23 protein-coding genes and 1 tRNA gene are annotated in these 25891 nt (G+C 68.9%); 4 read left to right on the top strand and 20 right to left on the bottom strand.

The window, feature by feature from the left end; translation table 11 throughout:
• Window positions 1-4: 4 nt before the first annotated feature.
• The 3 genes from tilS to dacB form a co-directional block, all read right to left on the bottom strand.
• Window positions 5-979: a tRNA lysidine(34) synthetase TilS gene (gene tilS, locus DMH03_RS07520; protein WP_125791194.1), complete on the bottom strand. Its 975-nt coding sequence runs from the start codon at window positions 977-979 to the stop codon at window positions 5-7.
• Entirely contained in the window at window positions 976-2004 is a 1029-nt protein-coding gene (locus DMH03_RS07515; RefSeq protein WP_125791593.1) for a zinc-dependent metalloprotease, read from the bottom strand. Before DMH03_RS07515 ends, tilS begins: the two co-directional genes overlap by 4 nt.
• 100 nt (window positions 2005-2104) lie before the next feature.
• The gene (dacB, locus tag DMH03_RS07510) at window positions 2105-4156 is read right to left on the bottom strand and encodes a D-alanyl-D-alanine carboxypeptidase/D-alanyl-D-alanine-endopeptidase (protein WP_125791193.1); all 2052 of its coding nucleotides are present in this window, start codon (window positions 4154-4156) and stop codon (window positions 2105-2107) included.
• 167 nt (window positions 4157-4323) lie between these two features.
• On the opposite strand from dacB, the gene DMH03_RS07505 reads away from it, so the two are divergent.
• Window positions 4324-4839 carry an inorganic diphosphatase gene (locus DMH03_RS07505; RefSeq protein ID WP_125791192.1) on the top strand — a complete coding sequence of 172 codons (516 nt, stop codon included), beginning with the start codon at window positions 4324-4326 and terminating at the stop codon, window positions 4837-4839.
• A gap of 699 nt (window positions 4840-5538) precedes the next feature.
• Here DMH03_RS07505 and glyA read toward each other — a convergent pair.
• From glyA to DMH03_RS07475, 6 genes are all read right to left on the bottom strand, one after another.
• Window positions 5539-6807 carry a serine hydroxymethyltransferase gene (gene glyA / locus DMH03_RS07500; protein ID WP_125791191.1) on the bottom strand — a complete coding sequence of 423 codons (1269 nt, stop codon included), beginning with the start codon at window positions 6805-6807 and terminating at the stop codon, window positions 5539-5541.
• Between the two features lie 111 nt (window positions 6808-6918).
• Complete coding sequence (locus DMH03_RS07495; RefSeq protein ID WP_125791190.1) at window positions 6919-7332, bottom strand: hypothetical protein; 414 nt, start codon at window positions 7330-7332, stop codon at window positions 6919-6921.
• Window positions 7329-7760 carry an uL11 family ribosomal protein gene (locus DMH03_RS07490; RefSeq protein WP_125791189.1) on the bottom strand — a complete coding sequence of 144 codons (432 nt, stop codon included), beginning with the start codon at window positions 7758-7760 and terminating at the stop codon, window positions 7329-7331. Before DMH03_RS07490 ends, DMH03_RS07495 begins: the two co-directional genes overlap by 4 nt.
• Window positions 7761-7794: 34 nt before the next feature.
• Window positions 7795-8316 (bottom strand): gamma carbonic anhydrase family protein, encoded by a 522-nt coding sequence (locus DMH03_RS07485; protein ID WP_125791188.1) that lies wholly within the window; start codon window positions 8314-8316, stop codon window positions 7795-7797.
• Between the two features lie 88 nt (window positions 8317-8404).
• A complete protein-coding gene (locus DMH03_RS07480) occupies window positions 8405-9631 on the bottom strand; it encodes a M14 family metallopeptidase (protein ID WP_125791592.1) in 1227 nt (408 codons plus the stop codon).
• Window positions 9632-9746: 115 nt separating this feature from the next.
• On the bottom strand, window positions 9747-10334 hold the full coding sequence (locus DMH03_RS07475; RefSeq protein ID WP_125791187.1) for a TetR/AcrR family transcriptional regulator: 588 nt from the start codon (window positions 10332-10334) through the stop codon (window positions 9747-9749).
• A 123-nt stretch (window positions 10335-10457) separates the two neighbouring features.
• On the opposite strand from DMH03_RS07475, the gene DMH03_RS07470 reads away from it, so the two are divergent.
• Window positions 10458-10922, top strand: coding sequence for a GreA/GreB family elongation factor (locus tag DMH03_RS07470; protein WP_125791186.1), 465 nt, complete (start codon window positions 10458-10460; stop codon window positions 10920-10922).
• 260 nt (window positions 10923-11182) lie between these two features.
• Here the strand turns inward: DMH03_RS07470 and DMH03_RS07465 are convergent, their stop codons facing one another.
• The 6 genes from DMH03_RS07465 to DMH03_RS07440 all read right to left on the bottom strand — a co-directional run bounded on the left by DMH03_RS07465 (window position 11183) and on the right by DMH03_RS07440 (window position 17421).
• The gene (locus tag DMH03_RS07465) at window positions 11183-12715 is read right to left on the bottom strand and encodes a PstS family phosphate ABC transporter substrate-binding protein (RefSeq protein ID WP_125791185.1); all 1533 of its coding nucleotides are present in this window, start codon (window positions 12713-12715) and stop codon (window positions 11183-11185) included.
• Between the two features lie 72 nt (window positions 12716-12787).
• Window positions 12788-14275 (bottom strand): NAD(P)/FAD-dependent oxidoreductase, encoded by a 1488-nt coding sequence (locus DMH03_RS07460; protein ID WP_125791184.1) that lies wholly within the window; start codon window positions 14273-14275, stop codon window positions 12788-12790.
• Window positions 14272-14757 (bottom strand): FAD-dependent oxidoreductase, encoded by a 486-nt coding sequence (locus DMH03_RS07455; RefSeq protein ID WP_125791183.1) that lies wholly within the window; start codon window positions 14755-14757, stop codon window positions 14272-14274. Before DMH03_RS07455 ends, DMH03_RS07460 begins: the two co-directional genes overlap by 4 nt.
• The gene (locus tag DMH03_RS07450) at window positions 14754-15683 is read right to left on the bottom strand and encodes a ferritin-like domain-containing protein (RefSeq protein ID WP_125791182.1); all 930 of its coding nucleotides are present in this window, start codon (window positions 15681-15683) and stop codon (window positions 14754-14756) included. Before DMH03_RS07450 ends, DMH03_RS07455 begins: the two co-directional genes overlap by 4 nt.
• Window positions 15683-16495 (bottom strand): SDR family oxidoreductase, encoded by an 813-nt coding sequence (locus DMH03_RS07445; protein WP_199748701.1) that lies wholly within the window; start codon window positions 16493-16495, stop codon window positions 15683-15685. The genes DMH03_RS07450 and DMH03_RS07445 overlap by 1 nt, the downstream gene beginning before the upstream one ends.
• Window positions 16495-17421 carry an alpha/beta hydrolase gene (locus tag DMH03_RS07440; RefSeq protein WP_199748699.1) on the bottom strand — a complete coding sequence of 309 codons (927 nt, stop codon included), beginning with the start codon at window positions 17419-17421 and terminating at the stop codon, window positions 16495-16497. Before DMH03_RS07440 ends, DMH03_RS07445 begins: the two co-directional genes overlap by 1 nt.
• Window positions 17422-17465: 44 nt before the next feature.
• Between DMH03_RS07440 and DMH03_RS07435 the strand changes: the two genes are divergently transcribed.
• Complete coding sequence (locus DMH03_RS07435; RefSeq protein ID WP_125791180.1) at window positions 17466-18104, top strand: TetR/AcrR family transcriptional regulator; 639 nt, start codon at window positions 17466-17468, stop codon at window positions 18102-18104.
• A gap of 82 nt (window positions 18105-18186) precedes the next feature.
• Here DMH03_RS07435 and DMH03_RS07430 read toward each other — a convergent pair.
• Window positions 18187-18260: transfer RNA gene (locus DMH03_RS07430), tRNA-Thr, on the bottom strand.
• 140 nt (window positions 18261-18400) lie between these two features.
• On the opposite strand from DMH03_RS07430, the gene DMH03_RS07425 reads away from it, so the two are divergent.
• Window positions 18401-20095, top strand: coding sequence for a hypothetical protein (locus DMH03_RS07425; protein WP_125791179.1), 1695 nt, complete (start codon window positions 18401-18403; stop codon window positions 20093-20095).
• A 539-nt stretch (window positions 20096-20634) separates the two neighbouring features.
• Here DMH03_RS07425 and DMH03_RS07420 read toward each other — a convergent pair.
• The 4 genes from DMH03_RS07420 to DMH03_RS07405 all read right to left on the bottom strand — a co-directional run bounded on the left by DMH03_RS07420 (window position 20635) and on the right by DMH03_RS07405 (window position 25876).
• On the bottom strand, window positions 20635-21843 hold the full coding sequence (locus DMH03_RS07420; RefSeq protein ID WP_125786193.1) for a DNA polymerase III subunit delta': 1209 nt from the start codon (window positions 21841-21843) through the stop codon (window positions 20635-20637).
• Entirely contained in the window at window positions 21840-23894 is a 2055-nt protein-coding gene (locus tag DMH03_RS07415) for a dTMP kinase (protein ID WP_125791178.1), read from the bottom strand. The genes DMH03_RS07420 and DMH03_RS07415 overlap by 4 nt, the downstream gene beginning before the upstream one ends.
• Before the next feature lie 145 nt (window positions 23895-24039).
• Window positions 24040-24642 carry a hypothetical protein gene (locus DMH03_RS07410; RefSeq protein ID WP_233611311.1) on the bottom strand — a complete coding sequence of 201 codons (603 nt, stop codon included), beginning with the start codon at window positions 24640-24642 and terminating at the stop codon, window positions 24040-24042.
• A gap of 13 nt (window positions 24643-24655) precedes the next feature.
• Window positions 24656-25876 (bottom strand): hypothetical protein, encoded by a 1221-nt coding sequence (locus DMH03_RS07405; protein WP_125791176.1) that lies wholly within the window; start codon window positions 25874-25876, stop codon window positions 24656-24658.
• Between the last annotated feature and the right edge of the window lie 15 nt (window positions 25877-25891).

Below are 25891 nucleotides of genomic sequence, written 5' to 3'. Positions count from 1 at the left end.
CCCTCTAGGTGGTGGAATGGGGTGCTTCGAGCAAGAGCCTGCCATGCGCCCGCTTGGCCACCAACTCGCCGGGTAGCCAGACCCCGCCCTGACCCCGCCAGTTCCCCACTAGCGCGTCGACCGAACGCAGGTGGGCGTCGGTGAGTTCGCGGACCCCGGAGTCCAGCAGCCACCTGCGGAGGACGCGCCGCCGCAGCGCGGGCGGTTCGGTGGCGAGCACCGCAGCGTCGAGCCCTTCACCGGTGAAAGCACGCAGGTGGAGCTCGTCCGCGAGTGTGTCCAACGCCTCGGTGTCCTCGCGCAGTTGCGCCGCCGTACGGGCCAGCGAAGCCGCGACACCACCGGAAAGCACATCCTCCAGAAGGGGCAGTACTTCCGTCCGTAACCGGACACGGGTGAACCGCGGGTCGTCGTTGTGCGGGTCCTGCCACGGGTCGACGCCGAGCGCCCGGCACGCCTGCCGGGTGGTGGCGCGGCTGACGCCGAGCAGCGGCCGCCCCCATGGCGGGTCGTGCGGCCGCATCCCGGCCACCGATCGCGGTCCGGATCCCCGGCCGAGGCCGAGCAGGACGGTTTCGGCCTGGTCGTCGAGGGTGTGGCCGAGCAGGACGAGGCCGTGTCCGCCGGGGAGCGCCGAACGCAAGGCGCCGTAGCGGGCCCGGCGGGCCGCGGCTTCCGGTCCGCCGGCGCCCTCGACCCGCACATTCAGGACCTCGACGGTGTCGGCGCCCAGTTCCCGCGCCGTACTCGCGGCTTGAGCGGCGGTCTCGGCGGAACCGGTCTGGAGGCCGTGGTCGACGACGAGTGCCCGCACCTTCAGCCCGGCGCGGGAGCCGACGAACGCCGCCGCTTCGGCCAAGGCCAGTGAGTCCGCGCCGCCGGAGACGGCGACACACACCTCGTCGGCGACGGTCGCCGACGCCAGGAAATCCCGTACGGCCGACCGCACGGCCGCGATCGCCGGATCCGGTCCGCTCACCCGTGCAGGCGCCGCACCCAGGCCGCCGGATCGGTGATCTCGGCCCTGGTCGGCAACGTGTTCGGCGAAGTCCACACCGCGTTGAAGCCGTCCATGCCGACGGCGTCGACGACGTGCTTGGTGAACTTCGCGCCCTGTTCGTACTGGCGCAGCTTCGCGTCCACGCCGAGCAGGCTGCGCAGCACGCGGTCGATCAGCCCGCCGCCCTTGCGCCGCGCGGTGAACCGCGAACGGATCAGCTCGACACTCGGCACGACCTGCGGCCCGACGGCGTCCATCACGAAATCGGCGTGCCCCTCCAACAGCGTGGAGAGGGCGAGGAGCCGGTCGAATACCGCGCGTTCGCTCGGCGACTGCAGGAGTTCGGCGAGTCCGGCGCCGCCGGCCTTGCCCTTGCCGATCTGCTTGATGGTGTCCGGCAGACGGCCGACCAGATCGCTCAGCCCGTCCGCGTCCCGGCCGGCGAGCCCGCCGATCAGGCGCTCGACCTCGTCGGCGAAGTAGTCGCGCAGCCAGGTGACCGCGGTGAACTGCAACCGGTGGGTGCATTCGTGCAGGCACACCCACAGCCGGAAATCGTGCCCCGGCACGTCCATCGCCTGCTGGGCGGCGACCACGTTCGGCGCGACGAGCACCAGCTGCCCACGGCGTTCCGGCCCACCGAACGGGTCGTACTGGCCGAGCACGCGGGAAGCCAGGAAGGCGAGCACCAGACCGGTCTGGACACCGGCGCCACCGGCCAGCACGGGCGCCAGCGGGCCACCTTGGGCCTCCGGCAGCGCGCGCACGGTGAGCGCGTCGAGCCCGGCGGCGGCCGAGCGGACCCAGCCGGGCCTGTCGACGACTTCGGCGGGCAGCAGCGGCAGGTCGAGGCCGAGCCCGGTCAGCTCGCGGACGTGCCCCTCCGCCTCACTGGTCAGCTCACGCAGATCGGCGACGGCTTCTTCGGCCACTTCGCGGTCGACCACCGGACCGCCACGCACCAGGAGGGCGCCCGTCGAGGCGGCCAGGGACCAGTCGACCATCGAACGTGTCTTGGTCGGCGTTTCCTCAGTCACTCTTATGACGCTACCCGCTGAAAGACCGGTTTCCGTCCCGACTTCCTCACGCTCCGGTTCCGGTCGCTCACCGGCAGCCGCACTTGTGCAAGGTCGCCGCGACGACGTCGAGCGCGGCCCTGCCCTTGTTCTGGTCCGAACCGGACGACATCAGCGCGAAGACGAGCATCCGGCCGTCGGTGTCCAGCACCACACCGGCCAGGGTGTTCACCCCGGACAGCGTGCCGGTCTTGCCGCGCACCCAGCCGCGGCCGGCGGCCGACGCGGGATCGCCGTAGCGCTTCTCCAGTGTCCCGCTGCCGCCCGCGACGGGAAGGCCGGCCAGCAGGGGCCGCAGTTTGGCCGTCCGCGGATCCTTGCCGTCCGGCGCCGCCGCGACCGCGAGGATCTCGCTGAGCGCCTTGGCCGGGATCTTGTTCTGGTCGGACAGTCCGCTGCCGTCGTTGATCTGGACGCCGGTGAGGTCGAATCCGGCCTGCTTGAGCACGTCCATCGTCGCGGCCGCGCCGCCGGTGAACGACGGCTCGGCGCCCTTCGTGAGCGCGAGCTGGCGGGCGAGGACGTCGGCCATCAAGTTGTCCGAAAGCTGCAGCAGCGAGTTCGCGAACTCCGCGAGCGGCTGCGACTTGACCTCGCCGAGCACCTTCGCGTCCTTCGGCGCCGTCGTCGTACCGCCGGCTTGGGCTTCGAGCTTCCCCGCGATCTTCTGGGTCAGCGCGGCCGCCGGGTTCGCGATACGGGGCGAATGGTCGTTCTTCGGGTCGGCGCGGCCGCCGTCGGCCATCACGGGGAGGACCGGCGCCATGTAGGTGTTCCCGGCGGCGGTGTCCTCCGGGTCCCAGCCCTTCGCCGACGTCGGCCCCTCGAACAGGCTGATGTCCAGCTGGACCTTGGAGATCTTGCCGCCGCCCGCCTTCTTGACCTGGGCGACGAGGTCGTCGACGTGCGCGGCGCCCGGGTACAGCGGCGAGTCGGTGCCCAGCGGCAGCGACGTCAGCGAGGGGTCGCCGCCCGCGACGAGGATCACCGTGCCCGGCTCGGCGCCCTGGACGATCTTCGTCGAGAACTGCGTCCCGTGGTCCATCGACAGCAGCGCGGCCGCCACGACGAGGATCTTCGTGGTCGACGCCGGGGTCAGCGGGGTGCCGGAGTTCTTGTCCCAGAGGACGTCACCGGTCGCCGCGTCCACGACGGTGCCGGTGAGCGTGCCGAGGTCGGCGGCACCGGCGGGACCGGCCAGCGCGGCCGCGAGACCTGCCTTCGTCGGCGCGACGCCGTTGACGTCCGGCCCGTGCAGGACCCGGGTGACACCGGCGGGCTTCGGGATCTCACCCTTCGGCGCGTTCGGTGCCCAGGGCAGGCCGAGCCGGTTCGACACCTTCGGCATCGCGGCGGCGCCGCCCATCCCGGCGAGCAACAGGATCACTACCAGGGTCGTGATCAGCAGGGCCTTGCGCTTGCGCTTCGGCTTCGGCGCGGGCGCGGCCTCGGTTTCGGCTGCCGGGGGTTCCTGAGACGGCGGCTCGGGCCGCTGGATCCCGACGGTGGCTTCGGAGTCGAAGCGCTCTTCGGACGGCTCGATGCGAACCGGGCGCGCGTGCATGGTCGCGGACGGGACCGGCGCGGGAAGCGGCGGCTCGACCCGGCTCTGCTCGGGACGGCGCGGCGGCTCCTGCCTCGGGGGTTCCTGGCTCGGCTCGGGTCTCGAAGGCTCGGCGTCACGTTGCGGGGTGGCGGTGCCCCGGTCGAACTGGTCCCAGTCCGGTTCGTCCTTGTGCTGCGGCTGGACCGGCTTGACGAAGAGCGTCTTCGGCTCTTCGTGCTGCTCCGGCTCGGCCGGCGTCACCGGCGTCACCGGCTCGAAGGCGGACCACTGCGGTGTCGGGGTCTCCGGAACGTCCGGTTCCTCGTCGATGTCACTGACCTCGACGAGAGGCTGGAACCACGAGCCACTTTCGGGTGTGACCTTCGGCACTGACAGCTCTTCGGTCTTGCCGTTCGCCAGGCCCGACATGGGCAGCCAGACGGTGGCCTCACCCTCCCTCTTGGCGCCCTTGGGCTCGGCGGATGAGGTGTCCTTGTCGTCCGACGGCCACATCGGGACATCGTTTTCCGGCACTCAACGCTCCTTCATCCACCGTCCGGGGAAGGGGCCAAGCTCACATACGACCACATCGATGCGACCGCCCGAGCCCCCGTGGTCCACACTAGTGAAGACAAGACCATGAACTCGGTGAGCCGTCCGCGACGGCGGGGCGTACCAAAGACGAGAGCAGCGAGGCCGGCGTGGAATTCGACGTCACTATCGAAATCCCCAAGGGGGAGCGCAACAAGTACGAGGTGGACCACAAGACCGGTCGGATCAAACTCGACCGGACGCTGTTCACCGCCACGCAGTACCCCGCCGACTACGGGTTCATCGACGACACCCTCGGCCAGGACGGCGACCCGCTCGACGTGCTGGTGCTCGTCCAGGAGCCGACCTTCCCCGGCTGCCTGATCCGCTGCCGCGCGATCGGCATGTTCCGGATGACCGACGAGAAGGGCCCGGACGACAAGGTCCTCGCCGTCCCGACGAACGACCCGCGCCTGGAGCACCTGCGCGACATCCACCACCTCAACGAGTTCCACAAGCTCGAGATCCAGCACTTCTTCGAGGTGTACAAGGACCTGGAGCCGGGCAAGAGCGTCGAGGGTTCGAGCTGGGTCGGGCGGTCCGAGGCCGAGGCCGAGATCCAGCGTTCGTTCGAGCGCGAGACCGACCGGCTGGCCAAGGAGGCCGTCGACGGTCCGGCTCACTAGTCGCTTAAGTGCCGAAGGGGCCCTTCACCGCATCGCATGCGGTGAAGGGCCCTTTCGCGTCTTGCCCAGTACATGAAGGACCCCCTTCCCTGCGCCTAGGTCAGGGTCCCGGCAAAGTCGAGATCGTGCGGGTCAGGCGACTGTTCCTGCACTCTCGCGGGGCCGCATGTGCCGGTGGTGGAGCGCGCCGAGGTGGGGCAGGCCTGGTTCTGGGCGCCGGCGGGGCTTCAGTGTCCGCGGGGGTCGTGAGTGGCAATGAGGGTTAGGGCCAAGGGTGTTTTAGGTACCTACTGGTTCCCGGAGACATTGGCCGCCGATCGGCCCCTTAGGTACGTTCTACCGGCGGTTTCGCGTGACTGGACGGACGACACACGTGATTGGCGGGACGGCACGCGTGTTCGGATGGACGTCACACGCGTGCCGTCCGCCGGATCACGCGTGTCGTCCGGTCAATCACGGGACAACGCCGATACTGAACTCGTGAGTGGCAATGAGGGTTAGAACGACAAAAAGCACTCACGACCCCCTCGTGAAACCGTGCAAGTCACCTAAATCGGGCACCTTACCTCGTAATGTGTCCCTTGTGGACAGTCAAGAGCCGAGTGAAGGGTCCCTTCGCGTCTTGCTCGAAGTCCGTGAAGGCCTCCTTGAGGGACTCTGGGTCCCTCAAGGAGGCCTTCACGGACAGGGCAGTCCGTTCTACGCCGAGTAGCCCGGGATCGGGAACGGCGCCAGGAACTCGCGGATCTCGGCGGCGATGGTGTCCAAAGCGGACTGTTCCTCGCCCGCCGCCGCGGTGATCGTGCGGTCGATCCAGTCCGCGACCTGCGTCTGGTGCTCCGGCTTGAGCCCGCGCGTGGTGATCGCGGAGGTGCCGAGCCGGATGCCGGACGGGTCGAACGGTTTGCGCGGGTCGAACGGCACGGTGTTGTAGTTCAGTTCGATGCCGGCGCGGTCCAGCGCCTGCGCGGCCGGTTTGCCCGGCACGTTCTTGTTCGTCAGGTCGATGAGCAGCAGGTGGTTGTCGGTGCCGCCGGACACGAGGTCGTAGCCGCGTTCCACCAGCGCCTCCGCCAGCGCGCGGGCGTTGGCGACGATCGTGTGCGCGTACTCGGCGAACTCCGGCTTCTGCGCCTCGCCGAGCGCGACGGCGATCGCGGCGGTCGTGTGGTTGTGCGGGCCGCCCTGCAGACCGGGGAACACCGCCTTGTCGACGGCCTTCGCGTGGTCGGCGTCGGAAAGGATCATCGCGCCGCGCGGACCGCGCAGGGTTTTGTGCGTAGTCGTGGTGATGACCTGCGCGTGCCCGACCGGCGACGGGTGCGCGCCGCCGGCGACGAGCCCGGCGATATGCGCGATGTCGGCGACCAGGACGGCGTCGACCTCGCGGGCGATCTCCGCGAACGCCGGGAAGTCGATGGTGCGCGGGATCGCGGTGCCGCCCGCGAAGATCAGCTTCGGCCGGTGCTTCAGCGCGAGTTCGCGGACCTGGTCGAGGTCGACGCGGCCGGTCTCCTTGCGGACGCCGTAGCGGACCGGGGTGAACCACTTGCCGGTCGCGGACACGCTCCAGCCGTGCGTGAGGTGCCCGCCGTCCGGCAGCGCCATGCCGAGGATGGTGTCACCCGGCTGCGCGAAAGCGAGGTACACCGCCAAGTTCGCCGGCGAGCCGGAGTACGGCTGGACGTTCGCGTGGTCGGTGCCGAAGACGGCCTTCGCGCGCTCGATGGCGAGTTTCTCGACCTGGTCGATGAGTTGCTGGCCTTCGTAGTACCGCTTGCCGGCGTAGCCCTCGGAGTACTTGTTGGTGAGGACGGTGCCCGTCGCCTCCAGTACGGCCTGGGAGACGTAGTTCTCGGACGCGATCAGGCGGATCTTGTCGTGCTGGCGTTTCGCCTCGTCCTCGACGAGCCCCGCGATCTGCGGGTCGGCGGCGGCGAGCGCGGAAAGTTCGGGCTGGTGTGTCATCGGACGTACTCCTGCCAGAGACGGCCGGACCCAGGCGCGCGGTACCGGCCTTGTCGTCGCTTCCCGGTGGTGCTCCACCTCAAATGGCGCCAGTCGCTGGTGCGGACCAGCCTAGAGCACGGGCCGGGGCTCGGCGTGCGGACGATGTCCGGCGCACCACCGGCGGCTGCATCCGGCCGTGCGATCACAGAACGCCTGTGCGCAGACGGCACAGCGTTTGATCCGCCGCCAGCCGCCGAACGCGACGAGTTCCGCCAGCCCGGAGGCGCCCGCGACCAGGTCACCGCAGCCCGGCCACGACGTCACCTGCACGACGCGCCAGCCGTTTCCGGCCTCGACCAGCCGGGGTGCGGCACCGGTCCCGGCGAGGATCCGGTTGAGCCGGTCGGCGGCCGCGTGTTCGTCCGGCAACGCCGAGACGACACCGGCGAGCCACGGATTCCCTTGCGCCAAAAGCCTTTCCGCGACCTCGAGGGCCGGGTCGAGGTCGCGGAAGGGCGGGGCGATCACGTGCTTGCGCGTCACGGTTCTTCGATCGCGACGCCCATCGAGCGGGCCGTGCCCGCGATCGTGCGCATGGCCGCGCCGAGGTCGCCGGTGTTGAGGTCGGGCAGTTTCCGCTCCGCGATCCCGCGCAGCTGTTCCTGGCTCAGCTTCCCGGCGACCTCATGCCCCGGTCGGCCGGATCCCTTGCCGCCCAACGCTTTCTTGATGAGGAACGACGTCGGCGGCGTCTTCAGCCGGAGTTCGAAGGACCGGTCTTCGAACACCGACACGACCACCGGGATGATCTCGCCGCGGTGCGCCGCGGTCGCCGCGTCGTAGGCCTTCTTGACCTCGACGAGGTTCACGCCGGTCTGCCCCAGCGTCTTCCCGAGGTCGACCACCGGCGCGTTGCCGGCGGCCAACTCGAGCGTCGCCTGGTGGGTTTTCTTCTTCGACTTCGGTGCCATGCGACCGAAGCTATGGTCTCCAGTTACTGGAGAGTCAATCGATCGGCTTGATGCTCTCCGCGTGCCTGCGCGCCAGCTCCTGGTAGATCGCCGCGTTGTGCTCGACCCAGCCGCGGGCGGTGCCGTCGAGCGGGACGTGCTTCTTCGCCGGGCTGCCCATGGCGACCGTCTCCGGTGGGATGATCATCCCGGGTGTCACCGTGGCACCGGCCGCGACCAGGGCCTTCGCCCCGATCTGCGCCTTGTCGAGCACGGTGGAGCCGTTCCCGATCAGCGCCTGCTCGCCGATCGTGCAGTCGTGCACGAGGCACTGGTGCCCGACGGTGACGTTCTTGCCGACCTCGGTCACGCCGCCGTTGACGTGGATGACGGAGTTGTCCTGGATGTTGGCGCCCTCGCGGATGAGGATCCGCCCGAAGTCGGCGCGCAGCACCGCGCCGTACCAGACGGAAGCGCCCTTCTCGACGACGACGTCACCGATCAGGGTGGCGGTGGGGGCGATCCACGCTTCGGGATCCACCTGGGGACGGTGCCCCTCGAATTCGAACATCGGCATGCCCCGCACCCTATGCCGAAAATCCGTGAGGGCCTCCTTCCCTACCCTGAGAGTAGGGAAGGAGGCCCTCACGGAACGCTGACGTCGCTCAGCCGATTGCGGTGTTCAGCAGGAGGTCCACGGCGCGGTCGTTACGCGTGGTCTCCCGGACGATCACCTCGTCGGGCGGGTAGAAACCGGGGTTGGAGCCCCGCGGGTACATCTCGAAGGTGAAGCTCAGGATCTTGTGGGTGCCCCACATCCAGTCGTCGATCGTCCCGTCCGTGATGTACAGGTCGCTCGACTGCTGCGGCGTGTAGCCGTTGGTCGCCGCCAGCTGCCTGCCCACCGTCTGGAAACGCTGCGCCTCGGCCGCGGTCATCCCCGGCGCGGTGTCGTTGTAGGTGAAGCCGAACGGCCACAGCACGAGCTCCGAATAGGTGTGGAAGTCGATGCTCGCCTTGATCTGCTGGACGCCGCCGATCTTGCGCGAGTTCACGAAGTTGGACACGGCCCTGGTCTCCGGTGCGGAGAACGCCGACGGGCCGCGATAGGTCTCGCTGGTCGTCGAGCCCGACGAACCGCCACAGCAGCCCCAGTTGTAGGCCCAGTTGCGGTTGGGGTCGGTGCCGTTGCCCTGGCGGTTCTTGCGCCAGTACTTGTAGCTGCCGCCGGAGATGTCGTACTCCGAGCCGTCCGGGTTGACGTTCGGGATCACGTAGATCTCGGTGCTGTCGACGAAGCGTTTGATCGCCGGGTCGGCGGCGTAGCCCTGGGTGAACCGGTTCACGATCCGCAGGCACATCTCGGTGGTGAGGTGCTCGCGGGCGTGCTGACCGCAGGTGAAGAGGACTTCGGGCTCGTTCTCGTCGGTCGCCACGTTGTCGCTGATCTTGAACATGTTGAGCGCACGGCCCTGGTACGAATTCCCGACACTGCTCAGGCGCCCGATCGACGAGTAGGTCGAAGCGGCGTTGCGCAGGACCGTCGTGACCTCGGCGTAGTTGTGGAAGCCGGAGTCAGACGGCGGGAAGTCGTTGATCGCGTTCGTGCTCACCTCGGGCGAGCGGTCGACGACGCCGCGTTGCTCGACGCGGAAGCCGAGCGAACGGACCTTCGCCGCGTCGGACGCTTCGCCGATGAACGTCGTGGTGCCACCCGCGGAGCCGAGGACGTCGACACCCAGCCGGGAGATCTGCGTGCGCTGCTGCGCGGTGCCGGTCCCGAAGACCTCGTAGATCTGCACCTGCGCGTCTTCGGCCTGCTGGTCGGCGGTCGCCGGACTCGCGGCGACCGGGATGGTGAACGCCGCGACGGCCGCGATCGCCACGGCCATGCACCGTCTTATGCGCATCGTCGTCTCCTAGCTCTGGGCAAGGGAAGGGGAACCTCACCATGGCCGGAGCGGCAAGACCGAACAATCCGTAACGGTACGGATCTAATGCGTATTTCTACCCGTAGTTCGCGAAACAGAGCGCTTCGATGTCGCCGCGCAGTGCGGCGAACGGCCGCCGCCGCACACGCTGCTGGACGATCGCGCCGAGCAGGTAGGACAGCAGGGCCCGTGCCCGCGCCCGCGGGTCTTCGACGTCGAGCGGGGCGAGCAGTTCCGCGAGCAGTTCGGTGATCGACGTCAGCATGACGTCGATGGCCTGCGGATGCTGCGCGCGCCCCGCCGCGATCCAGTATTCGAACCAGAGGAAGGCCGCGTTCGGGCGACCGGAGAACTCGGCGAGGAAGGCTTCGAGCGCCGCGAAGAGCCGCTCATCCGGGTGATCGTGCTTCGCCGAAATTTTGCGCAAATCGGCCGTGAACGTTGTGATGTGCGCCGCCATCGCGCTGTCGATCAGGACGTCGATGTCCGCGAAGTAGTAATGAATCGCACTCTTCGTGAGCGGCCCGGCCTCCGCGATCGCGCGGACGGTGCACCCCGCGAGCCCGTCCCTCGCGAGCACGACACGCGCCGCTTCGACGATCTGTTCCTGTTTCTGCAGCTGATTGGGGGAGAGCCGCGCGCTGCGGCCGGGAACGGCGGTCACGAAGTTCCTTACACCAAGTAGTCAGGACACGGGCCCTGAAGCTTAGGGCAACCGTCCTGGCCGGTCACAGCGGGTGAAAAATCTAGGTGGCTAGCCGCCGATCTGTAGCGGACAATGCGCGGCATGGTGACCTCAGGGGACAACGGGTTCAGCCCGGCCGCACGACGGCAGCTGGAGAAGGAACTCGCCGATCTGCGTGCGCAGCGCGACGCGATGGCGCCGCTCGTCGGCGAGCAGGAACGAACCGGCGACGCCGCCGATCAGGCGGAGGTACTGGACCGCGCGGAGGCCGCCGCCTACCTCGACCGGCGCATCGCCGACGTCGCGGCGAAGCTCGAGCACGGCGGCCGGAACAGCAAGGGCCTGCTCCCCGACGGCACCACCGTCACCCTCAAGTTCGCCGACGGCGACGAAGACGAACTCCACATCGTCACGATCCCGGGCGAGGACGCCGACGCCTCCACGGTCACTTCGGACAGCCCGCTCGGCCTGGCGCTCGTGGGCGCCAAGGAGGGCGACGAGATCAAGTACCGGACGCCGCGCGGCGAGACCAGCGCCACCGTCGTCACCCTGAAGCCGCCTGCCTGACCTCGGTCCAGGTGGTCGTGAGTGGCGATTCGGGTTCTGGCGAGGCTTCTCTTAAGTACCTACTGCGTGACTTGCGGCGCTTCTTGCGTGAAGTACATGAAGGGGTCCTTCATGTACTGGGGAAGACGTGAAGGTGGTCCACGGGCTGAACTCAGCCTGCCATGACGTGAAGGGCCCCTTCCCTACTCTCAGGGTCAGGGTCCCGGCGGTCGTGAGTGGTAAGTGTCGTTAGAACGACACTTACCACTCACGACACGCCTTCACACGCCCGGACGGCACAGCACCGGGTTCGCCAGTTCGGCGCACGGCCGGTGCCCGTGGGACCGCACGATGTCCTTGCCGACCTGGTTGGTCAAGTACCGCAGGAAGCTGGCGACGAGCGAGTCCGCCTTCGGCTCGCCGAACGTGTACGCGTACTCCGTCTCCCAGAACGGGTACGCCGCGTGGATCGCGCCCTCCAGGGTCGCCTGGTGGCCGTCGATGCGGACCGGCAGCACGTCCTGGCGTTTCGTGGCCGCGCCGAGTTCGCTGTAGCCGAGCGCGCCCGGCACGCGCGACACCGCGTCGAGGACGTCGTTCGTGGACGGCTTCGCGCAGCGCACCACTCCCCGCTGGGCGCCCGGCGCCGGCTTGAGGCAGTCGTCGGAGTTGTCGCCGGGTTCCCGCTTGCCCGCCAGGATCTGTTCCTCGAACGTCCGCCGCGTACCGGAGTCGGAATGCCGGTCGACGAGCCGGACCGGCCGGTCCTTGCCGCCGATCTCCTTCCAGTTCGCGATCTTGCCGTCGTAGACGTCGCGGATCTGCGCGAGCGACAGGTCCTGGACGCCCGCTTCGGCGTTGATCACGAGCGTGAACAGCGAGAACGCGACCGGACGCGGCAGCAGTCGCGGGTAGCCCTCGCCCTTGGCGCCGTCGGAGAACGCCAGCGTGCCGTCGTTCCCGGCCTGGTTCAGGCTGCCCAGCCCTTCGGCGCTCCCCCGGCTGTCGAAGACGAACGACGCGCCCGGGCACGTCTTCGTGTACGAAGCCGTCGCCTCCTTCAGCACCGGCGCGAAAGCCGTCGATCCGGTGATCGTGAGCTTCCCGGACGCGCAGTCCAGCGGAGGCGGCTTCTCGTCGAAGACCAGCGAGCGGGTCAGCTGGAAGATGCTGAGCACCACGAGGAAGAGGATCAGCGCCATCACCGAGGTCGTCGGCCCGGTGCGGCTCTTGGTCTCGCGGAAGCTGCCGCCTTTGATCTCGCCGACGACCTGCGGTTCGTCGAAGGCGTCGGGCGAGCCGTTGGGGATGCGGTCGAGTACGGCGAGGATCTTGTAGTGCGCGCCGCGGTTCAGCGGCACCCTCGGCAGGTCGATCACCCCGGCAGGCCGTTCGGGATTCTCGTCGCGCGCGCCGAAACCGGAGTCGTCGCCGAAACATTCGTGCAGATGCGGCGAGCTGAGTTCGGTCACCACCATCCCGGCCACGGTGCGGCCGGGGAACTTCACGCGGACGCCGACCCGGTCGTTCTCGTTGACCGCGTAATCGTCGGTGTCGATGTCGGTGGTGCCGCTGTTCTCGATGCGCAGCAGCACGAACGACGGGTCGACGAGCCGCTCGCCGTTCTCGTGCTGCAACTGCGCGAGCGCGTCCGCGGTCGGCGCGAACCCGCGTCCGGACGCCGTCGGGGTGTCCATCTGCACGCGGTAGCCGAGCCGTTTGCGGCCGACCAGCACGAACTCCCACAGGAACGCGACGGCAGGGACGGCGATCCCGACCACCGCGAGCAGGACGTCCCAGGGAAAGCCTTCCAAGACCAGCCTCCAGGTTCGGGGTATCGAACCTATGGCTCATCCCGGCGGGGGACGGCGGACTTCAGCCAGTGTTCACCGGCCGTCCGCGAAGGCGTAGTCGTCGAGGTCGAAGAACCGGCTCGTCACCATCGTTTCCAACGTGGGCGAGGCACGGAAGGGCACGTCCCCGTTCGCGTCGAAGTAGTAGCTGTTGGCCAGCGAACAGCTGTCCTGGAAGAACACCTGGTGCTTGCGGCGGTCCAGCATGCTCCGGAAGTACCGGTCGTTGGCCTCGTTCGTGACCTCCACGCGGGTCGCGCCGGTCTTCCGCGCGTTGCGCAGGCACCGGATGATGTGCGCGGTCTGCGTCTCGATGAGGTTGAAGTACGAGGAACCGTTGTAGCCGTAGGGCCCGAGGATGGTGAAGAAGTTCGGAAAACCGGGGACGCTGACGCCCTGATAGGCCTGGAACCGGTTCTCCTCCCAGAACTTCTCCAGGTCGGCGCCGCCCGATCCGCGCACGGTGAACGCGGGCATGTTGCCCTTCTCGAACACCTTGAACCCGGTCGCCAGCACCAGGACGTCGACCGGATGCTCGGTGCCGTCGACGGTGCGCACCCCGGATCCGGTGATCGCGTCGATGCTCGTGGTCTCCAGCGTGACGTCGTCCCGGTCGAACGTCTGGAGGTAGTCGTTGGAGAAGCTCGGCCGCTTGCAGCCCAAGGCATAACGCGGCGTGAGCTTCTCGCGGGTCACGGGGTCCTTCACCGCGCGGCGCAGATGCGCGCGCCCGATCCGCTCCCCCGCCCCCGCGGTCGGCAGGAGATTGTGGAAATGCGCGGCCAACGGGAAGGTCACTTCGACCAGCGCCTGGCTGGCCAGCCGGGACACCAGTTTCGCGCCCGGCAGCCGCCGCAGCGCCAGCCGCGCCGCCCGAGGCAGGACGGCGTCGGGTTTGGGCAGGCACCAGATCGGCGTGCGCTGGAACACCGTCAGATGGCCGGCCTCCGGCGCGATGGACGGGATGACCTGCACGGCCGAGGCCCCGGTGCCGACGACGGCGACGCGTTTGCCGCGCAGATCGACGCCGTGGTCCCAGCGGGCGGTGTGCATGACCGTGCCCCGGAAGGCGTCGAGCCCGTCGATGTCCGGCGGCTTCGGCTGGGTGAGCACGCCGGTGGCGCCGACGACGAACCGCGCCGTCATCGACCAGCCGTCGGCGGTTTCCAGGCGCCACAAGTGCGTTTCGTCGTCGAAGGCCGCGGAGACGACCTTGCTGCCGAGGCGGGTGCGGCGGCGGATGTCGTACTTGTCGACGCAGTAGTCGGCGTACGCCTTCAGTTCGCGGCCTGGCGCGTAGACCCGCGACCAGCCGGAGATCTGCTCGAACGAGAACTGGTAGCTGAACGACGGGATGTCGACGGCGACGCCGGGATAGGTGTTCCAATGCCAGGCGCCGCCGACGCCGTCGCCCTCCTCCAGCATAAGGAAGTCCTCGAAGCCGGCTTTTCGAAGCAGGATCGCGGCGCCGATCCCGGAGAAACCGCCGCCGATGATCGCGATCTCGTGGTCCGGCGTCATGCGGGAAGTCCTTCCTTGGCGAAAAGCGAACTGGCGCCGAGCACGACGACGTCGGCCTGATGCTCGATACCTTCGGCGGTACGGATTCCGTGGGGCACGAAGGCGTAGACCGGCCAGGTGATGAGTTTGCAACCGGGCTTTTCGAGCGCGCCGTAATAACCGAGACCGGGCGCCGTCCGACGCGACCCGAAGTGGCGGTCGGGGGTCAGCAGCCTGCGGAGCCACGGGTCTTTCACCTGCCAGCGCAGGAAGACCTTGGCGACGGCGATGCCGAGGACGTCCGGCCCGGGGACCGGCATCGGCACCACCCAGTCGGGTTCTTCCTGGAATACCTTCACCGCCCGCGCGGTGGCCGCCACCTCGGGCACGATCTGCGCCGCCTCACGGCCGGGCGCGACCACGGCGACCCGCTGCCCGGCGAAGTCGTGCCCGAACCATTCGGTGCCGCGCAGCACCTCGCCCCGGAATTCGCCCAAGGTCATGACGCGACCGGTTCGTGAGTGATCTCCTCGGTCCACGACTGCGGCTTTCCCAGCAGCCGCGCGGGGATCAGGCGGGTCATCTTCACCATCGGGTCGGCGAGCAGCCGGTGGTAGACGTGCGAGCGGTCGACGATCATCGCCGCCTGCGCCTTGAGCACGTGGTACGCCGGGATGCGTTTCGTGAACTCGCCGCGGCCGCCGATCGCGGAGAACCGCTTCACGGCGTTGTACAGCTTCTTCTCCGGCAGGCCCATCGCGACGATGTTGTCCCGCATCTTGTTGATCAGCGGGACGAACACCACGATCAGGCCGAGGACGATCTGGGGTTTGAGCGAGCCGACGGATTCGGTGAGCAGCTTGGTCGTGGAGCCGGCACCGATCAGTTCCAGCACCTCGAAATCGGCCGTGATGTGCCGGGACTCGTCGGAGTTGATATGCCGGAACACCTGGTGGCACACCGGATCGGAGACCTCTTCCAGCAGGAACTTCACCAGTGCGCCGTCCAGCGCGCATTCCAGCAGCGGGATGAGCGTGGCCAGCGCCGTCAGCGGCAGCGTGTCGCCGTAGTCGTCGAGGACCTTGATGGCGAGCTTGACGTTGATGTTCGGCTCGGGCATCGAACCGTGCTCGTCGAGCATGCCCCAGCGCTTCATCAACGCCAGTTCGGCGTTGGCGTGCTTCTGTTCCTCTGCGTGGAAGTAGCGGTAGATCTCCTGGATGACCGGTGTCGGCGCCTTCTTGGCCAGTGAGGCGAACCCGCGGGCGCCGACGTGCTCGATCCACACGAGATCGGCCATGAACGGCCGCATCTTGGCGCGGAGTTCGTCGGTCATCGTCTCCGCGCCGGGCGCGTCCCAGTCGATGTCGGCCAGCGACCACTGCTTGTCCTTGATGGTCTGGAGCATCGCGTCGAAGTCGTAGGCCATCACTTCTCCTTTTCGGCGGGCAGGAACCGGCCGAGCAGACCGGCGATCCGCGTGTACGGGACGGGCACGAAACGCTTGGCGTGCCAGAGAAGCTGAGCGTCGGGTTGCGGAACCACGTATAGACGGCCGCGATCATGGGCGTCGAGGGTCATCCGCGCGACTTTTTCGGCGGAGAACCCGACCACGTCGGAGACCCGCCGCGCGAGGCCGCGCGCCTCGGCGTCGATGAGTTCGCCGTCGAAGATGTTGGTACGCACGAAAGTCGGGCACAGCACGGTGACCGCGACACCCGTGCCGGACAGCTCGGCGGCCAGTGTCTCCGAAAGACTGACGACGCCGGCCTTGCTCACGTTGTAGGCGGCCATCCTCGGGGCGGCGGTGAAGCCGGCGGCCGAGGCGACGTTGATGACGCCGCCCGCTTTCGCCGCCCGCATGGCGGGGACGAAGGTGTGGCAGCCGTGGATCACACCCCAGAGATTCACGCCGAGGGTGCGCTGCCAATCGGACAGCGGGCTCTCCCCGACGGGTTTGCCGCCGGCGCCGATCCCGGCGTTGTTGACGACGAGGTCCGGCTCGCGGCCGAGCCAGGAACGCGACTGGCTAGCGAGCTCGGCGACTTCGTCCACACTGGACACGTCGCAGGCGATGGCGACCGCGTTCTCGAGCGATTTCGCGGTTTCCTCGGCGGCTTCGAGGTCGATGTCCGCGCAGACGACCCGGCTGCCGCGCCGGACGAGCTCGGCCGCGATCGCCCTCCCGATCCCGCTGCCCGCCCCGGTGACGACGGCGTGCGCTCCGTGGGTCCGTTTCACTAGGCCGCCTTTTCGATCGCTGTCAGATTTTCGGTCAGGAACCGGCAGGCACGCTCCATCGCGGGCCGCGCCTCCGGGACGAAGCGGGTCAGTGCCTGGAACACGTGCATCTGACCGGGGACCACGTCGAGTTCGCAGTCCGCGCCCGCGCGGCGCAGCGCCCTGGCCAGCTCGATGGCGTCCGCGGCGAGCATTTCGAGTCCGCCTGCCTGGATGATCGTCGGCGGGAAGCCCTTGATGTCATCGAAGGCGAACCGCAGCCGCGCCGACGCGAGGTCGGCGTCCACTGTGTACAGACCGACCAGCCGCGCGGCCGCGGCGGCGGAGATCATCGGGTCCGGGCTCATGCGTTCCCTCTGGGCGGCCAACGAGAACGTCACGTCGAACAACGGTGAGAAGAGGGCCAGCGCGGCGGGCGGGTCTTCGCGTTCCCGGATCAGCTGCGCGGCGAGATCGACCGCGAGATGCCCGCCCGCCGAGTCGCCCGCGACGAGGATCCGCCGATATCCCTGGCCGAGGAGCCGTTCGTAGGCCGCGCGGACATCGTCGGCGGCGCTCGGGAAGCGATGCCGGGGCGCGAGCCGGTACTCGCAAGCGAAGACCGGCAGCCCGGTGCCGTCGGAAACCCGCGTGGTCAGTCCGCGATGCGTGCGCGCCGAGCAGAGCGCGTAGCCGCTGCCATGGACGTAGAGGACAACCGCGTCGCCTTCGGTCACTTCGGGACCGCGGACCCACTCGCCGCCAACGCCGGGCTCGACGCGGCTTCCCTTCAACGGCGGCGAAGCCAGCCACAGACTGCTCGCGATGAAAGCGCGGGAGAACGCGACGCCCGCCCGGTTGGCCGGGATCGCGTTGGCGATCGGCCGCACGAAGGCGGACGTCAGCGCGGCGGCCAAACCGGGTCGCAGGCCATTCTGCGGTCGCATGCCCTCAGAATGAATCCGAGGGCATCTGCTGTCAAGATGGACAGGTGACCGCGTCCCGCCGCTACAGCGGCAAGACCGCCGACGAACGCCGCGCCGAACGACGGCTCGCCCTGCTCGGCGCCGCATTGGACATCTGGCAGGAACAAGGCTGGGCGGCGGTCACCATGCGCGGCGTCTGCGCGCGGGCGAACCTGACGGACCGGTACTTCTACGAGAGCTTCGCGAACCGCGACGCCTTGCTCGCCACCGCCTGGGAACAGGTCCGCGACGAGACCTTGCGGATGGTCCTCGACGCCGTCGCCGCCCGGATCGAGCAACCCGCCCTCGACCAGCTCCGCGCCGCCGTCGACGTCGTCGTGCACCACGTGCGGGAAGAGCCGTCCCGCGCGCAAATCCTGTTCGGCGACCACGCGGGCAGCGCCGTGCTGGAGCAACTGCGGCGGCAGACCGTCCAGGAGACCACCGGCCTGCTGATCGAACTCGCGCGGCCGCATTTGAAGCCGGACGTCGACGGCCTGGAGTTCCGCGTCAACGTCCTGCTGGGCATCGGCGGCTTCGTCGAGATCATGCTCGCCTGGCGCTCCGGCCTGCTCGACGCGGACGCGGACACGCTCGTCGACCACCTCACGGGAGTGGGCACTTCGCTGTCGCGGATGTTCCTCAAAGGTGACACCAACGGGTGAATTTCCGTGCCGGGTGCGGAGCCTGCCCCGGAAACGGATCAGGGCCCCATCCGGAGTATCCGAATGGGGCCCTGACCTGCGGAGCCGCCTAGGGGAATCGAACCCCTGACCTATTCATTACGAGTGAATCGCTCTGGCCGACTGAGCTAAGGCGGCGGACATCGGGCTCGCACCCGATGACGGAGACAAGTGTAGCGGAGGCTTGAACGTCACCTTCGAGGGCCACCGTCGTTAAGGTCCTATGACGCCGGTCTCAGTCCCCCAAGATCGGCCCACCCCCACTGGAGGACCTGTTCATGCGGCAACGACTGCCCCGTGTGCTGGCGCTTCCGGCCGCCGCGGCCCTGCTTTTGCTGACCGCGGCCCCGGCGACCGCCCAGACCATTCCCACCACGCCGATCCCCGATCCGGCGAATCCGGGACAGCCGCCGATGTCGGCGCCGATCGGTCCGCAGCCGCTGGGCAAGGCCGTCGGTGACGCGGGAGCGGCCCTCGGCGTGCTGCGGCTGCTGCCGAACGCGGTGCCGACGAGCGCCATCCTCCCCGGGGCTGGCGAGATGCTGCCGAAGCAGTCCGCGCTCGAGGCCGGGATGGGGCTTTCCAGCGCGCAGGCCAACTCCGAGGCCTACCTGAGCTACGAAAAGTCGATCGCGCAGTCGTCGCCGTTCGGCCTGTCCGCCGCGGGCAACGCGCCGCAGACGCCGGGCAGCCTCGTGCAGACGGCGTTGCCGGATAACCCGAAGCAGATCAGCGGCGGCCTCAACGCGCCGAAGAACCCGCTGTTCAACCTCGGCCTGCTCAACGGTGAGGCGCACGCGCGCTGGAGCCCGACGCTCGGCCCGTGCGTCGGCACGATCGCCGACTCGAGCACGTCGATCGCGAACCTCGCGCTGCTGCCGACCATCCCGAACATCCCGGGCGCCGACCAGCTCACCCAGGCTTCGGAGCAGCTCAAGTCGGGCCTGTCCGCCCTCGGCCCGCTGGCGAACCTCGGCGGCCTGCTTTCGGGCACCAGCACCAACGCCGACGGCAAGGGCGCCGTGCTGAGCCTGCCGAACACGCTGTCGTCGCGGTCGGTCGTGCGGCTGGTCGACATCCCCGGTTCGAAGAACAAGGCCGTCGAATCGACGTCGACCCTGCAGGCGGCCAACATCGAACTGCTGAAGGGCACGCCGCTCGGCCTGACGATCAAGGTCGCCAGCCAGCCGACGCTGCGGGTCACCTCGACCGGCGACAAGAAGACGTCGAAGGTCGAGTACACCGCGCCGGTGCTGCAGATCGTCCGCGGCGACAAGGTCCTGTTCACCCTCGACGCGAACAACCCGGCCAAGGACATCCCGATCGGCATCCCGCTGCCGTCGCTCAAGCAGGTCCCCGGCTTCGAGCAGCTGAAGAACGTGCCGGTCGTCGGCGGACTCGCCGAGATGGTGAACGGTGCCACCAAACAGCTTCCGGGCGGCGAGGCCGGGAACGGGCTCACCCTCGACCTCGGGGTGCTTAAGCTGTCGATCGCCGGGCTGAACCAGAAGTCGAGCGACATGACCTCGCCGTTCAAGGGCTTCCAGATGGGTGCCTCGGCGCGGCTGCTGGACCTGCAGATCCTGCCGACGACGGCACTGCAGAAGGCACTCCCGCCGGACGCCGCGAAGAAGCTGCCTTCGTCGCTGGCCCAGGTCTCGCTCGGCGAGCAGATCGCCCGCGCGTACGCGCCGGCCGGCGGTGTCGAATGCGGCACCGTGGCCCCGCCGCCCGCGGGCAACAACGGAGGCGCGGCGCCGAAGGGGCCGGTCAAGAACCTGGCCTACACCAACGCGGCCTACGACACGGTGCCGATGTTCTGGTCGGGTACCGCGATGCTGCTGATCGGTGTCGTCCTCGTGGCCGCCATGCCGGGACGCCGCCGGCTCGCGGTGGTCACCGTCTCGGAAGACTCGCCTGGGCCGGGGTCGCCGGGGTTCAAGCCTTCGCCGCGGCCGCGATCGGGGGACTAGACGGGGCGAGGAGGGTGATGAACGGTCCTTTCACGCCTTGCCCCCGCGTGAGAGGTCCGTTCGTACCTCCCTCTTAGCCGCCTTTCGGAAGTCAGGGGCCTTCGCCGCTTCGATGCGGTGAAGGCCCCTTTCGTTTCTCGGTCACTGTGTGGATTTTGGTGCGTTGGATGACCAGAAATCCACACAGTCGCCGGTTCACAGGCTTCACCGCACCGCTTCGGCCACCTTTGCCCACTTCGCTGCGTTCGCTGCTTCGCGCGCCTTCGCTCACTTCCCCATCGGCCCCGCGATGCCCCCAATGCCACATTGGGGTCGCTGAGCGTCTCCAATGCCACATTGGGGACATCACGGCACCAGCGCCAGCACCGCCCCGAACCCGAAGCCCCTTCACTTACCCACAGCACTTGTCCACAACTATCCCCACCTGTGGACAACTCCCGCGACCAGCCCTTTTCCCCCTCCACCCCCGGTAGACTGGACTCGGGGACGCCCCCCTGGGACGGGCGGGGGCTGGGGTAGGCGCGACAGGGAGAGCCGGGTCAGCCTTGGCGCAGGGTGGTGACCATGGCTTCGACGGCGATTCGTGGTTTCACATTCAGGTCGATGGCCTCGCGGCATTCCAGGACGGCTTCGAGGCGGCGCAGGATCGAGTCCGGCGCCCAGGCGGAAGCGGCCTGCGTGATTTCCGAGGCGTGGTCGGGATGGTTCAGCGTCGCGCCCGCGCCGCTCGCGGTCACGAGCACGTCCCGGTAGAACGCGGCGAGGTCCACCAGGGCGAGATCGAGGGTGTCCCGCTGTGTACGGGTCGCGCGTGACTTCTGGCGCTTCTCGAGTTGTTTCACAGCGGCTTCGGCGGCTCGTTTCGCCCCGCCGACGCCCTTCCCGATGCCGTCGCCGCCCATCGCGGTGCGGAGTTCGGAACGTTCGGCCTCGTCGCGGACCTTGCTCTCTTCGCCCGCGTCGGCCTCGGCCGCGCTGATCAGCTGATCGGCGCAGGTGAACACATCGGACGGACGGCGCAGGCCGAGCGGGATCCGCAGCACGGTCGCCCGTCGCTGCCGGGCGGCCTCATCGGTGGCGAGCCGTCGCGCGCGGCCGACATGTCCACTCGAGACGGACGCGGCCCATCGCGCACGTTCGGGGTCGATACCGTCCCGCTCGATCAGCACCTGCGCGATCGCCTCGGGCGGTGGCGTCCGCAACGTGACCAGACGGCACCGCGAGCGGATCGTCACCGACACGTCGTCCGGGTGGTCCGACGGCGCGCACAGCAGGAACACCGTGCGATCCGGCGGCTCCTCGACGGCCTTCAGCAACGCGTTCGACGCGCCTTCGGTCAGCCTGTCGGCGTCCTCGATGACCACCACCTGCCACCTCCCGGTGGTCGGGCGGCGGGCGGCGGACTGGACCAGCGAACGCATTTCAGCGACGGAGATCGAGAGACCCTCGGGCGCGACGAGCTTGACGTCGGCGTGCGTGCCGGCGAGCACGGTGCGGCAGCCAGGGCATTCCCCGCATCCGGTGCCGGTGCTGCATTGCAACGCCGCCGCGAAAACCCGTGCGGCGGTCGAGCGCCCCGAACCGGGCGGACCGGTGACCAGCCAGGCATGCGTCATCGCGCCGGGCGCGACAGGCTGGTTCTCGACGATCCGCGCGGCCGCCGTCGACGCCGAAGAAAGCGTGCGCGCGGCGGGCTCCTGGCCGACGAGCTGCTTCCAGACACCGATCAGCGCAGGGGCTTCCGTCATCTCACCTCGACCTTTTCCTCCGACGGCGCGAGCCCGGCGAGCCTGCCGACGAGCACCGCGCGGATCGCGGTCCGCACGCGGTCGCTCACTTCGTCCTCGGTGCCGTCCGCGTCGACCACGACGTACCGGTCCGGGTCGGCGGCGGCCATTTCCGTGAGCAGATGCTGCACCCGCCACTGCGCGTCCAGCGATTCCGACTTCCGCATGACCGTGCCGGGGTCGGCGTCGAGCAGGACCGTGATGTCCGGCCGCAGCCGGTTGGTCGCCCAGTCGGCGAGCCCTTCGAGTTCCTGGCTGTCCAGCCCGGCGACCGCCGACAGATGCGCCAGCGGCGAGTCCACGAACCGTTCCATCACGACGACCGAACCGGCGTCGAGCGCGGGCTGGATGTCCCGTTCGACGATGTCCGCCCGCACCGCGGCGGCGGCGAGCGCCTGCGCCCGCGCACCGGTCAGCGAAGCACCGGCGAGCAACTTCGCGAGCCGTTGGTCGTCCAGCGCCGGGTCGGCCGCCAGTACGACCGGACGCGTGCCTCCGCGCAGCCATTCGGCCAGCCGCGCGGCCTGCGTCTCGGTGTTGATCGCCCGCGTCCCCTCGAGCGCGATCAGCAGCCCGTTCACCCGGCGCGGGCTGCGGCGCAAGGCGTTGCGGAGGTCGGCGAGGATCGGCTCGGCACGCCTGTCGTCCATCTGCCGGTAGGCGACGATGCCGGCGATCAGCGCGAGGACACCGCCGCCGATCATCACCGGCCGGGTGCCGTCGATCGTGATCGTGCCGCCCCACAGTTCGACCTCGGTCGTCTGGACCGCGCTGATCAGCACCGGCACCAGGATCGTCGAGCCGAACAGCACGATCTTCATCAGCGACTGGTAGATCGCGTTGATCCGGCCGCGGATGGAGTCCTCGATCCGCGAACCGATGATCGTGACACCGGTCAGGAACGCCGTCCCGGCCCACACCCCGACGGCGGCGACGGCGACCAGCGAAACGGCGAGATGCGGCGACAGCGCGACGACGATGAGGCACAGGCCCGCGGCGACGATCGAGATCCCGAACAGCCGGTCGTGCGCGAGCCGCCGAGCGAGCTTCGGGGCCACCGCCATCCCGCTGGCGAGCCCGAGGAAGACGGCGAGCACGAGGAGGTTGAACGCCGCGTCACCGGCGAGCAGGCTCGACGAGTACGGCTTGGCCGAACCGATCACCGCGCCACCGGCGGCGAACGCGCCGAACGCGCCGATCATCAACCCGCGGACCAACGGCGTCGTCCGCACGAACCGGGCGCCGTCGGAGATCATCTGGCGGAAGCCGAATTTCTCCTCGTCCGCGGCCTTGACCTTGGGTTTCTCGACCGAGTGGACGTTACGCAGCGAGAGCTCGGGGATCCGGGTGGCGATCACGATCGCACTGGTCAGGTACAGCAGGCCGGTGATGACGACGGCGACCTTCGCGATGCCGAGCTGGGCGTCGCCCTGGAAGAAGTGGAACGTGGTGTTACTACCGGTGAGCACGGCGTTCGCCCCGGCCGCGGTGATCACCGCGAGGCCGTAGGTCATCACCATGCCGAGCTGGTTGGCCGTCTCGACCTGGTCCGGGCGGCGCAGCAGGTTCGGCACCGCCGCGTCCTTCGACGGGATCCACATCATCGCGCAGCAGCCGACCAGGAAGTTCCCGACGAACACCCACCACGGCGTGCCGACGAACGCGATCGACAGCAGGAACCCGCATCGGCCGAGGTCGCAGAGCACCATCACCTTGCGCCGGTCGAACCGGTCGGCGAGCAGCCCGCCGAGCGGGGCGAACAGCAGCCCCGGCAGCAGCGATGTCAGCACGACACCGACGAACGCGAAGTTCTGCGCGGCGTAGTTGTCGGTCAGTTTGGTGACCAGGCCGGTCAGCGTCAGCAGGTTCAGCCAGTCCGCGACACTGCACAGGTACGAGACACCCCAGATCCGGCGGAACGGCTTGATCGCCAGCACCCGCCGCACGCGATGCATCGTGGAAGCGTCACGCCCCGCCGAAGAACCAGTGCCCGCTTCGGGCACCGACTGCACGCCCTCGCTGATACGCCCACCCCACTAGTCACGCGGCGCCGAGGTGCGACCCGGGTCAACGCCGGGTCCCCCGACCGTATGGCCAGGGTATCCCGATGGGTGAGGTCCGTCCGGACGGCCCCGTCCGGCGCAAGCGCCGGACGGGTTACCCGAAGATCCCCGTGATGCTGTTGAACAGGCTGGACAGCAGCTGGATTGCGAGGATCGCGAAGACGATCATGAGGGCGACCGCGATCATCACACCGGCGGTGTTCGACGACGGCTTGCCGAGCCTCGGCATCTGCATGGAACGCTTGGCACGCCGTACTTCGACCTCGGCCTCTTCGTCGACCTCGACCGGCTCTTCCTGCTTCAACCGGCGCGGCGGACGGATCAGCTGAGACGGCCTCGTCGGCCAGGTCCGCTGTTGGGGCAGGATCCCGATCGGCGCAGCGCCCTGCTCACCGACCGTGCTGACGATCTCGGTGGGCGGACGGACGGCGCCGGGGCTTGCGGCGGGCTGCTCGTCCGCGAGCATGGCCGCGCTGACCATCCGGCTGACGACTTCGGGGTCGTGCTGGACCGGTCCCGGTATCGGTACGTGGATGTCGTCGGCCTCGGCCGACGGATTCGCTTGGGCCGCGGTGCCGGTCGTGACCAGCCCGGACAGGGGGTCGGCGAACCTGTCGCCCGGAGGATCTGCCTGAGTGCCATCGCCCTTCACGAAGTCGGGGGCATCGAAGAAGGGAGTTCCGCCCTTCCCGCTCATGGTGACCACCTCACTACGGAATGTCCTCTGCTTCCAGGGTAACCACCTCGGCTCGTCGCACATCCGCCCAATGGGCCAGATAAATGTCACGCGCCGCGAGGCTGACCTTCACATCCTCCAACAAGGGTTCGAAGAAAGAACGCCGGTACCGGGCATCTGTCGCGGTTGATGCGGCGAAGTAGAGACCGGAGAAAACGGCGAGGAAGACAGAGACGTTGACGAGCGCGGAACTCACCGGAAGAGGGACACCCAGGAGGGTGCCCGGCGCCGATTCGCGGCCGGCGAACTGGGTCACGACCTCCGGCCGGAGGATCAGCACCCCGAACACGACGAAGAACGCGAACACCAGCACCCCGAAGGCCACGATCTGCACCGCTTGGGCGAAGAACAGCACCAAGGCGATGTTCAAGCGCTCGATCTTCGTCAGCGCGCGCCGATCGGGCGGGGGTGTGTCGTCGTCGAACGGCGTGCCGCGCAGGACGGGCGCCCCGGGTTCCACGGTCCAGGACTTCAGCTCCTTGATCTCGTCGGACAGCATCGACGCGAGGAACACCGCGCCGATCAGCACGAGGAAGCCGACCACCAGCCACAACCGGCCGGGGGTCAGCCGTTCCACGGCCTGCCACAGCTCGGCGGTGAAGAAACTGAACATCACCACCAGCAGAAGCAGCGGCAACGCCCGCGACGCCAGCGTGCCGATCGCCCTGACCTGCGCGACCGCGCTCCGCGCCGCCCAGGTCAGGATCGAGCCGACGCCGATGCGGACCAGCAGCATCAGCACGGCCAGTGCGGCGAGATTGGCGAGGACGGCCGCCCAGAGCGGGTGCTCCCACGACACCAGCCCGGTGAGCCGTTCGCCGAGCGGCAGGACGAGCAGCCAAAAGCCGATCGTCGCCGCCATGACGGCCAGCCGGACCCGCGTGCGGTGCAGCGCCCGGAGCAGCTTCGCCATCAGACGACCGGCGATCACCGGCACGACGACGACGGCGAACGTCAACGCCAGCACACCGAGGACGTACGCGACACCGCTCTCGCGCATCCGGGCCGCGAGCACGTCCTCGGGGACGTCGAGCAGCTTCAGCAGCCCGGCCAGCAGCAGGTCGAGCAGGCTCAGGAACACCAGCCCGGGCGTCGAGCGGCGCAACATGCCCGCTCCACGCCTCCGCCGGTGGATGACCATCGGCAGCCCTCGCCGCCGGAACCACGCGTCGGCCGCCCGCCGGTCCAGGTCCATGCCCGCCCCCCTCGT

The organism is Amycolatopsis sp. WAC 01376 (genome assembly GCF_003947415.1).
In the GTDB taxonomy this organism is placed as follows: domain Bacteria; phylum Actinomycetota; class Actinomycetes; order Mycobacteriales; family Pseudonocardiaceae; genus Amycolatopsis.
Note: the sequence above shows the minus strand (reverse complement) of the source record. Positions and strands in the feature narration are given on the sequence as shown.